This is a genomic window from Streptomyces monashensis, from assembly GCF_001866665.1.
GTDB lineage: Bacteria > Actinomycetota > Actinomycetes > Streptomycetales > Streptomycetaceae > Streptomyces > Streptomyces monashensis.
Map to the genome: position 1 here is coordinate 1 of NZ_MLYO01000167.1, position 9,592 is coordinate 9,592.

Annotated in this window: 2 protein-coding genes; both read left to right on the top strand. The window is 72.8% G+C overall.

Going from position 1 to position 9,592, the window contains the following annotated elements; genetic code table 11:
• Window positions 1-2,596: SDR family NAD(P)-dependent oxidoreductase (locus BIV23_RS44940; RefSeq protein WP_143079277.1), on the top strand; the 2,596-nt coding region annotated here is incomplete at its 5' end.
• Between the two features lie 33 nt (window positions 2,597-2,629).
• Window positions 2,630-9,592, top strand: a 6,963-nt coding sequence (locus BIV23_RS44945) for a type I polyketide synthase (protein ID WP_143079278.1), incomplete at its 3' end; no start/stop codon positions are given.

The following is a 9,592-nucleotide window of genomic DNA, read 5'->3' on the forward strand; positions in this document are numbered from 1 at the left end:
GCCGACGCTGCCCTTCTACTCCACCGTCACCGGCGCGTGGGTGGCGGCGGAAGGTGTCCTGGACGGCGGCTACTGGTATCGGAATCTGCGGGGTCAGGTCGGGTTCGGTCCTGCCGTGGCCGATCTCCTCGGTCAGGGTCACAGGGTGTTCGTGGAGGTCAGTGCGCATCCGGTGCTGGTCCAGCCGATCAGCGAGACCGTCTTCGACGCCGATGGCGATCCGGACGTGGTGGTGACGGGTTCGCTGCGGCGTCAGGACGGGGGGCTGCACCGCTTGCTGGCCTCGATGGCGGAGTTGTTCGTGCGTGGTGTGCCCCTGGACTGGGCCGGGGTCCTGCCTGCCGCGGTCGGGTCGGCGGGCGTGGACCTGCCGACGTACGCCTTCGACCGCCAGCGCTACTGGCTGCGGGAGGCGGACGTGGCCGACGCCGTCGAAGTCTCCGAAGGCGCGGACTCCGACTTCTGGCAGGCGGTCGAACAGGCCGACGTGGACTCGCTCACCGAGCTGTTGGAGGTGGCGTCGGTCGACGAGCGCACCGCGCTGAGTACGGTCGTACCCGTCCTCGCCCAGTGGCGCGGCAAGCGGCGCGAGCAGTCGAGTGCGGAGAAGCTGCGCTATCACGTCACCTGGCAGCCGCTGGAACGCGAAGCCGCCGGTGTGCCCAGCGGGCGCTGGCTGGTCGTCGTACCGTCCGAGCCTGCGGACGACACGGCGATCGACGCTCTGCTGCAGGAGCTGAGCGGTCAGGGGCTCGGCATGGTCCGGCTGGAGGTCGGTGAGCACGACCGCACTCGGCAGCGGCTCGCCGAGCGGCTCGCCGGTGTCCTGGCCGAACACGAGCTGACCGGAGTGCTGTCGCTGCTCGCCCTGGAGGCGGCGGGCGGGCCGCAGGATCCGCTGGCGGTCACGGCGTCGTCGCTCGCGCTGGTACAGGCCCTGGCGGACCGCAACGTCACCCAGCCCCTGTGGTGCCTGACCAAGGGTGCGGTGAACATCGGCATTCACGACACTCTCACCTCACCCGCCCAGGCGGCGCTGTGGGGCCTCGGCCGGGCCGCCGCACTCGAACGGCCCGACCGGTGGGGCGGGTTGATCGACCTGCCCGTCACGACGGACGCGCGCGCGGCCCGGTACCTGCTCGGCGTGCTGAACGGCGCCGCGGGCGACGACCAGCTCGCGGTACGGCGCTCGGGCGTCTACAGCCGCCGACTGGTCCGCAAGCCCGTGCCGGAGGCGGCCGCCGACGCCCGCTGGCAGCCCCGGGGCACCGTCCTGGTGACCGGCGGCGCCGAGGGGCTCGGCAAACACGTCTCGGTGTGGCTCGCTCTCGCCGGCGCCGACCGGCTCGTCATCACCACCACCGCGCACGCGCCCGACCAGGCCGTGCCGGAGCTACGGGCCGAGCTGGCCGCGCTCGGTGTCGGCACGACGCTGGAATTCTGCGCGGACGCGGACCGGGAGGCCGTCGCGCGCCTGACGTCCATGGTGGATCAGCCGCTCACCGCGGTCGTGCACGCCGCCGACATCACCCGGACCAGCTCCATCGACGACACCGAAATCGCCGATCTCGCCGAGGTGTTCGCGGCCAAGGTGGACACCGCGCTGTGGCTCGACGAGCGGTTCGAGGACACGCCCCTCGACGCGTTCGTGGTGTTCTCCTCGATCGCCGGAGTGTGGGGCGGCGGCGGCCAGGGCCCGTCCGCAGCGGCCAACGCCGTGCTGGACGCCCTCGTCGAATGGCGCCGCGCCCGGGGGCTGAGGGCGACGTCGCTCGCCTGGGGCGCACTCGACCAGATAGGCGTGGGCATGGACGAGGCGGCCCTCGCCCAGCTTCGTCGCCGCGGCGTCCTCCCCATGGCACCGCAGCTGGCGGTGACCGCGATGGTGCAGGCGGTGCGGGGCAACGAGAAGTTCGTGGCGGTGGCCGACATGGACTGGGGGGCGTTCGTCCCCGCGTTCACCTCGGTCCGTCCCAGCCCCCTGCTCGCCGACCTGTCCGAGGCGCAGGCCGTGGTCCAGGCGGCGCAGCGCGCGAGCGAGAACAGCGACGCGGCCTCGTCCCTCGCGGACTCCCTGCGGGCGGTGTCCGAGGCCGAGCAGAACCGCATCCTGCTGCGCCTGGTGCGCAGCCACGCCTCGACCGTCCTCGGCCACGGCGGCGCGGAGGGCATCGGCCCGCGCCAGGCCTTCCAGGAGGTCGGCTTCGACTCGCTGGCCGCCGTGAACCTGCGCAACAGCCTGCACGCGGCCACCGGCCTGCGGCTGCCCGCGACGCTGATCTTCGACTACCCCACCCCGGAGGCGCTGGTCGGACTGCTGCGCGCCGAGCTGCTGCGGGAGGCCGACGACGGTCCGGAAGCCCGTGAGGACGACCTCAGGAGGGTGCTGGCGGCCGTTCCGTTCGCCCGGTTCAAGGAGGCCGGCGTCCTGGAGACCCTGCTGGGCCTCGCCGACGAGGGCGAGGACGACAACGACGAGCACCCGGACGCGGACGCGTCGGCTGCCGGGGCGTCGGCGACCGCCGACGCGGAGGAACTGATCGACGCGATGGACTTGGCCGGCCTGGTGCAACGGGCCCTGGGCAAGACGAGCTGACCACTGATGGTGAAGGAATCGTGGAGGATGGGTATGTCCGCGCCGGACGAACAGATCGTTGAGGCACTGCGCGCCTCGCTGAAGGAGAACGCTCGGCTCCAGCAGGAGAACAGCGATCTCGCGGCCGCGGCCACGGAGCCCATCGCGATCGTCTCCATGGCCTGCCGCTACGCCGGCGGGATCCGCAACCCCGAGGACCTGTGGCGGGCGGTGTCCGAGGGCGCCGACGTCTACACCCCCTTCCCCGAGGACCGGGGCTGGGACCTCGACGGCCTCTACCACCCGGACCCCGACAACCCCGGCACGACGTATGTGCGCGAGGGTGCCTTCCTGCACGACGCGGGACGGTTCGACGCCGCGTTCTTCGGCATCTCGCCCCGCGAGGCCCTGGCGATGGACCCCCAGCAGCGGCAACTGCTCGAAGTGTCGTGGGAGGCCCTCGAACGCGCCGGCATCGACCCGCACTCGGTGCGCGGCAGCGACATCGGGGTGTTCGCGGGCATGGTGCACCAGGACTACGCCCCCGACCTGAGCGGCCACGAGGACTTCCTCAGCCTGGAACGCGCCCTCGGCACCGCGGGCGGCGTCGCCTCCGGACGCGTCGCCTACACCCTCGGACTGGAGGGCCCCGCGGTCACCGTCGACACCATGTGCTCCTCCTCGCTGGTGGCGGCGCATCTCGCCGCCCAGGCGCTGCGACGCGGCGAGTGCTCGATGGCGCTCGTGGGCGGCTCCACGGTGATGGCGACACCGGGCGGGTTCGTCGGCTTCGCACGGCAGCGGGCCCTCGCCTTCGACGGACGCATCAAGTCGTACGCCGCCGGCGCCGACGGCTCCAGCTGGGCCGAGGGCGTGGGCGTCCTGCTCCTGGAGCGACTGTCGGTGGCCAAGGAACGCGGACACCGGATCCTCGCGGTGATACGTGGCAGCGCCGTCAATCAGGACGGCGCGTCCAACGGCCTGACCGCACCGAACGGCCCCGCGCAGCAGGGCGTGATCCGCAAGGCCCTCGCGGGCGCCGGGCTCTCCCCGGCCGACGTCGACGCGGTGGAGGGCCATGGCACGGGCACGGTCCTCGGCGACCCGATCGAGGCGCAGGCGCTGCTCGCGACGTACGGGCGGGGCCGGGACCCGGAGAAGCCGCTGTGGCTCGGCTCGGTGAAGTCCGTCATCGGGCACACGCAGGCGGCGTCCGGTGTGGCCGGTGTCATCAAGACGGTGCAGGCGCTGCGGCACGGCGTGCTCCCGGCGACCCTGCACGTGGACGCGCCGACCCCCCAGGTGGACTGGTCCGCCGGTGCGGTGGAGCTGCTGACCGAGGCACGCGAGTGGCCGCGCGGCGATCGTCCGCGCCGCGCCGGTGTCTCCTCGTTCGGCGCCAGCGGAACGAACGCGCACCTGATCCTGGAGGAGGCGCCGCAGGAGGAGCCGGAGCCCGCCACGGAGGAAGCCGCGCCCGCCGGCGCGGTGCCGCTGGTGGTCTCGGCGGGCACCGGCACCTCCCTGGCGGCCCAGGCGGAGCGGCTCGCGGACTTCCTCGGGAACGGAACAGGCACGCCGCTCACCGACGTTGCGGGCGCCCTGGTGACGGGCCGTGCGGTGCTGGGCGAGCGTGCGGTGGTCGTGGCCTCGTCGGAGGAGGAGGCGCTCGCGGGTCTGCGCGCGCTGGCGCGTGGCGAGAGCGCGGTGAATGTCGTCTCCGGCTCGGGGTCGCCGGGCAAGGTGGTGTGGGTGTTCCCGGGCCAGGGTTCGCAGTGGGTGGGTATGGGCCGGGAGTTGCTGGATTCGTCTGCGGTGTTCGCGGAGCGGATCGGGGAGTGTGCGGTTGCGCTGGAGCGGTGGGTGGACTGGTCGCTGGTCGAGGTGTTGCGTGGGGAGGCTGCTCCGGAGTTGCTGGAGCGGGTGGATGTGGTGCAGCCGGCGAGTTTCGCGGTGATGGTGGGCTTGGCGGCGGTGTGGTCGTCGGTGGGTGTGCTGCCGGATGCGGTGGTGGGCCATTCTCAGGGTGAGATCGCGGCGGCGTGTGTGTCGGGGGCGTTGTCGCTGGAGGACGCGGCGAAGGTGGTGGCGCTGCGCAGCCAGGCCATTGGCGAGCAGTTGGCCGGACACGGTGGCATGGCCTCGGTCGCACTGAGCGAGGAAGAGGCGGTCGCCCGCCTGGAGCGCTGGTCGGACCGGATCGAGGTCGCGGCCGTCAACGGCCCGAACTCCGTGGTGATCGCCGGCGACGCACGGGCACTGGACGAGGCGCTGGACACCCTGGAGGACCAGGGCGTGAGGGCGCGCCGGATCGCCGTGGACTACGCCTCGCACTCCCGGCACGTGGAGCAGATCCGCGACGCCCTCGCCGACGCGCTGGCCGGGATCGGCGCCCAGGCGCCGACGATCCCCTTCTACTCGACCGTCAGTGGCGGCTGGGTCGAGGAGGCCGGAGTTCTGGACGGCGGCTACTGGTACCGCAACCTGCGCGGTCAGGTCGCCTTCGGACCGGCCGTGGCCGAACTCATCCGCCAGGGGCACGATGTCTTCCTGGAGGTCAGTGCCCACCCGGTGCTCGTCCAGCCGATCACGGAGATCGTGTACGACGCCGACGGCGACGTGAACGCGGTGGTGACCGGTTCCCTGCGGCGTCAGGAAGGCGGTCTGCGCCGCCTGTTCTCCTCCATGGCCGAGCTGTTCGTGCGCGGTGTGCCCGTGGAGTGGGCCAAGGTGCTGCCCGCCGCGGCGGCGTCGGCCCGTGTGGACCTGCCGACGTACGCCTTCGACCAGCAGCACTACTGGATCCAGATGGGCGGTACGGCCACGGACTCGGCCTCGCTGGGACTGGCCGCGACCGACCACCCGCTGCTCGGCGCCGTGGTGCAACTGCCGCAGTCCGACGGCCTGGTCTTCACCTCGCGCCTCTCGCTGCAGTCGCACCCCTGGCTCGCCGGACACGCGATCGGCGGCGTCGTCATCGTCCCCGGCACGGCCTACGTCGACCTCGCCATCCGCGCCGGCGACGAGTTCGGCTACGGCGTCCTGGAAGAACTCGTGATCGAGGCGCCGCTGGTGCTGCCCGAGCGCGGCGGGGTGCGCGTACAGGTCGCCGTCAGCGGAACGGCCACGACCGGCACCCGCACCGTGGACGTGTACTCCCTGCGCGAGGACGACGCGGGCGAGGGCGGTACGGGCGAGTGGACGCGGCATGCCACCGGGCTCCTGTCCGCCGCGCCGAAAGCCCCCCAGGCCGACGTCGACTTCGCCGCGTGGCCGCCGCCCGGCTCGCAGCCGGTCGACGTCGAGAACTTCTACAGCGACCTGGCCGATCGCGGATACGCCTACGGGCCCGCGTTCCAGGGCATGCGGGCGGTGTGGCGGCGCGGCGAGGAGGTCTTCGCCGAGGTCGCCCTGCCCGAGGAACAGCGGCAGGAAGCGGGCAAGTTCGGCATCCACCCGGCGCTGCTCGACGCCGCCCTGCACACCAACGCCTTCGCCAACCCGGACGACGACCGAAAGGTGCTGCCCTTCGCGTGGAACGGTCTGGTACTGCACGCCGCCGGCGCCTCGGCGCTGCGCGTGCGGGTCGCGCCGTGCGGCCCGGACGCGCTGTCGTTCCAGGCCGCCGACGAGACCGGCGGTCTGGTCGTGACCATGGACTCACTGGTGTCCCTGCCGGTCTCGGCAGACCAGCTCGACGCCGCGGCGGCCGACGAGAGTCGCGACGCCCTGTTCGGCGTGGAATGGATCGAGCTGCCCCCGGCCCAGGACACCGTGCCCGCGCCGGCCTGGGCGCCGGTGGCCACGGCCGAGGACGTGGCGGTCATGGCCGCTGCCGGCGAGGTTCCGGCGGTGGCGGTGCTGCAGGCCGTCGGCGGTGCCGGCGAGGACGCCGTACTCGCCCTGACCGCACGGGTGTTGAGCGTACTGCAGGCATGGCTGGCCGCGGACGAGCTGCAGCAGACCCGTCTCGTCGTGCACACCCGGGGCGCGGTGCCCGCCGGTGACGGTGTGGTGACCGACCCGGCCGGAGCGGCGGTGTGGGGTCTTGCTCGCGCCGCGCAGGCCGAGAACCCGGACCGAATCCTTCTGATCGACGCCGACCCGGCCGCGGACGACGCCGTGGGGCCCGTGCTGGGGGCGGTCCTCGCCGGCGACGAGCCGCAGGTCGCGGTGCGCGGCACGGCACTGTCGGCACCCCGGCTCGCCCGCGTCACCGGCCAAGTGCCGGACGAGCCGGGCGTGTTCGAGCCCGAGGGGACGGTCCTGATCACGGGCGGCACCGGCTCCCTGGGCGGTCTCGTGGCCCGGCACCTCGTCACCCGCCACGGTGTACGACACCTCGTGCTGGCCAGCCGCCGGGGCACGGACGCCCACGGCGTGCGGGACCTGGTTGCCGAACTCACCGAACAGGGCGCGGCGGTCTCCGTGGTGGCCTGTGACGTCTCCGAACGCCGCGACGTCGAGGCACTGTTGGCATCCGTACCGGACGAGCACCCCCTGACCGGCGTGCTGCACCTCGCAGGTGTGCTGGACGACGGAGTGATCGCGACGCTCACCCCGGAGCGCCTCGCCGGAGTGTTCGGACCCAAGGTGGACGCGGTACGTCACCTCGACGAGCTGACCCGGGGCCACGACCTCGACGCGTTCGTCGTGTTCTCGTCCGCCGCCGCCCTCATGGGTTCGGCGGGCCAGGGCAACTACGCGGCCGCTAACGCCTTCCTCGACGGACTGATGGCCGAGCGCCGCGCGGCGGGCCTGCCCGGCCTGTCCCTGGCCTGGGGCCTGTGGGAACAGAGCGACGGCCTGACCGCGCACCTCAGCGCAGTCGACCAGGCCCGCATGAGCCGCGGCGGTGTCCTCGCACTGACTCAGGCCGAAGGCCTGCGCATCCTCGACACCGGCCTGCACATGGGCCAGGCACTCCTCGTGCCGATCAAACTGGACCTGAAGACGCTGCGCAGTCAGGCCGCCGCAGGCGCTGGAGTCCCGCACCTGCTGCGCGGCCTCGTGCGGGCCGGCCGGCGCACGGCGCGGGCCGCCGCCGGAGACACCACCGGGCTCGTCCGCCGGCTCGCCGGGCTCTCGCCGGACCAGCAGGAAAGCCTCTTGCTGTCCGTCGTCCAGGCCGAGGCGGGAGCCGTACTCGGCTTCACCAGTCCCGAACTGGCACAGGGCACCAAGGGATTCAGCGACATCGGCTTCGACTCCCTGACCGCCGTGGAACTGCGCAACCGGCTGAGTGGGGCGACCGGAGTGAAACTCCCCGCCACGCTGATCTTCGACTACCCGACGCCGCAGGCCCTGGCCCGCTGTCTGCGCGAGGAACTCGGGGACGCCGCGGCGGCCGACACACCTGCCGCGCCCGCCGCGGGCACGGATCCCGACGAGCCGATCGCGATCGTGGGGATGTCCTGCCGGCTGCCCGGCGGGGTGACGAGCCCCGAGTCCCTGTGGGACCTGGTGCGGGAGTGCCGCGAAGGCATGTCCGCCTTCCCGGACGACCGCGGCTGGGACCTGGACAGCCTGTTCGACGACGACCCGGATCACGCGGGCACGTCGTACTCGGCCAAGGGCGGATTCCTGCAAGGCGCGGGCCTGTTCGACGCGGGCTTCTTCGGGATCTCGCCGCGTGAGGCACTGGCGATGGACCCCCAGCAGCGGCTCCTCCTCGAAGCCGCCTGGGAGGCCCTGGAGCGGGCCGGCGTCGACCCGACCGAGGCCCGGGGCGACAACATCGGCGTGTTCTCCGGAGTCTCCATCCACGACTATGTGGAGTCCCTGACCAGCATGCCCGCGGAACTCGAAGGCTTCGCCACGACCGCCACCGCGGGAAGCGTGGCCTCGGGCCGCATCTCGTACGTGTTCGGCTTCGAGGGCCCGGCGGTCACGGTGGACACGGCGTGTTCGTCGTCGCTCGTGGCGATGCACCTGGCCGCGCAGGCGCTGCGGCAGGGCGAGTGCTCACTCGCCCTGGCCGGCGGTGTCGCCGTGATGGGTTCGCCGATCGGTGTTCTCGGCATGTCCCGCCAGCGCGGCCTGGCGGCCGACGGCCGCTGCAAGGCCTACGCGGACGACGCCGACGGCACCGTGCTTTCCGAGGGCGTGGCCTTGGTCGTGCTGGAGCGTCTGTCGGAGGCGCGGGAGCGCGGGCACAAGGTCCTGGCGGTGCTGCGGGGCAGTGCGGTGAACCAGGACGGTGCGTCGAACGGTCTGACGGCACCGAACGGGCCTGCGCAGCAGCGGGTGATCCGTGGTGCTCTGGCCAATGCGGGGCTTGCCCCGGCGGACGTGGATGTGGTCGAGGGGCATGGCACGGGTACGGTGCTCGGTGACCCGATCGAGGCGCAGGCGCTGCTGGCGACGTACGGCAGGGGTCGTGATGCCGAACGGCCGTTGTGGCTGGGGTCGTTGAAGTCGAACATCGGGCACACGCAAGCGGCCGCGGGTGTGGCCGGTGTGATCAAGATGGTGCAGGCACTGCGGCACGGCGTGCTGCCCCCCACGCTGCACGCGGGGCAGCGCACCACGAAGGTCGACTGGACGGACGGTACCGTCGAGCTGCTGACGGAGGCTCGGGAGTGGCCGCGCGAGACCCGTCCGCGCCGTGCGGGTGTGTCGTCGTTCGGGATCAGTGGGACGAACGCGCACCTGATCCTGGAGGAGGCACCCGACGAGGCGGCGGAGCCTGGCCCGGAGGAGAGGCCGTCGGGTGGTGTGGTGCCGTTGGTGGTGTCGGCGCGTGGTGAGGGTGCGTTGGCGGGTCAGGCCGGTCGGCTCGCGTCGTTCGTCGAGGACGCCGGTCGGTTGCCTTTGGCGGATGTCGCCGGGGCGCTGGTCTCCGGCCGGGCGTTGCTGGGTGAGCGTGCGGTGGTCGTGGCCTCGTCGGAGGAGGAGGCGCTCGCGGGTCTGCGCGCGGTGGCGCGCGGCGAGAGCCCGGCCGGTGTGACCACCGGCAGGGTCGGTGTCTCCGGTGACCCCGGCAAGGTTGTGTGGGTGTTCCCGGGCCAGGGTTCG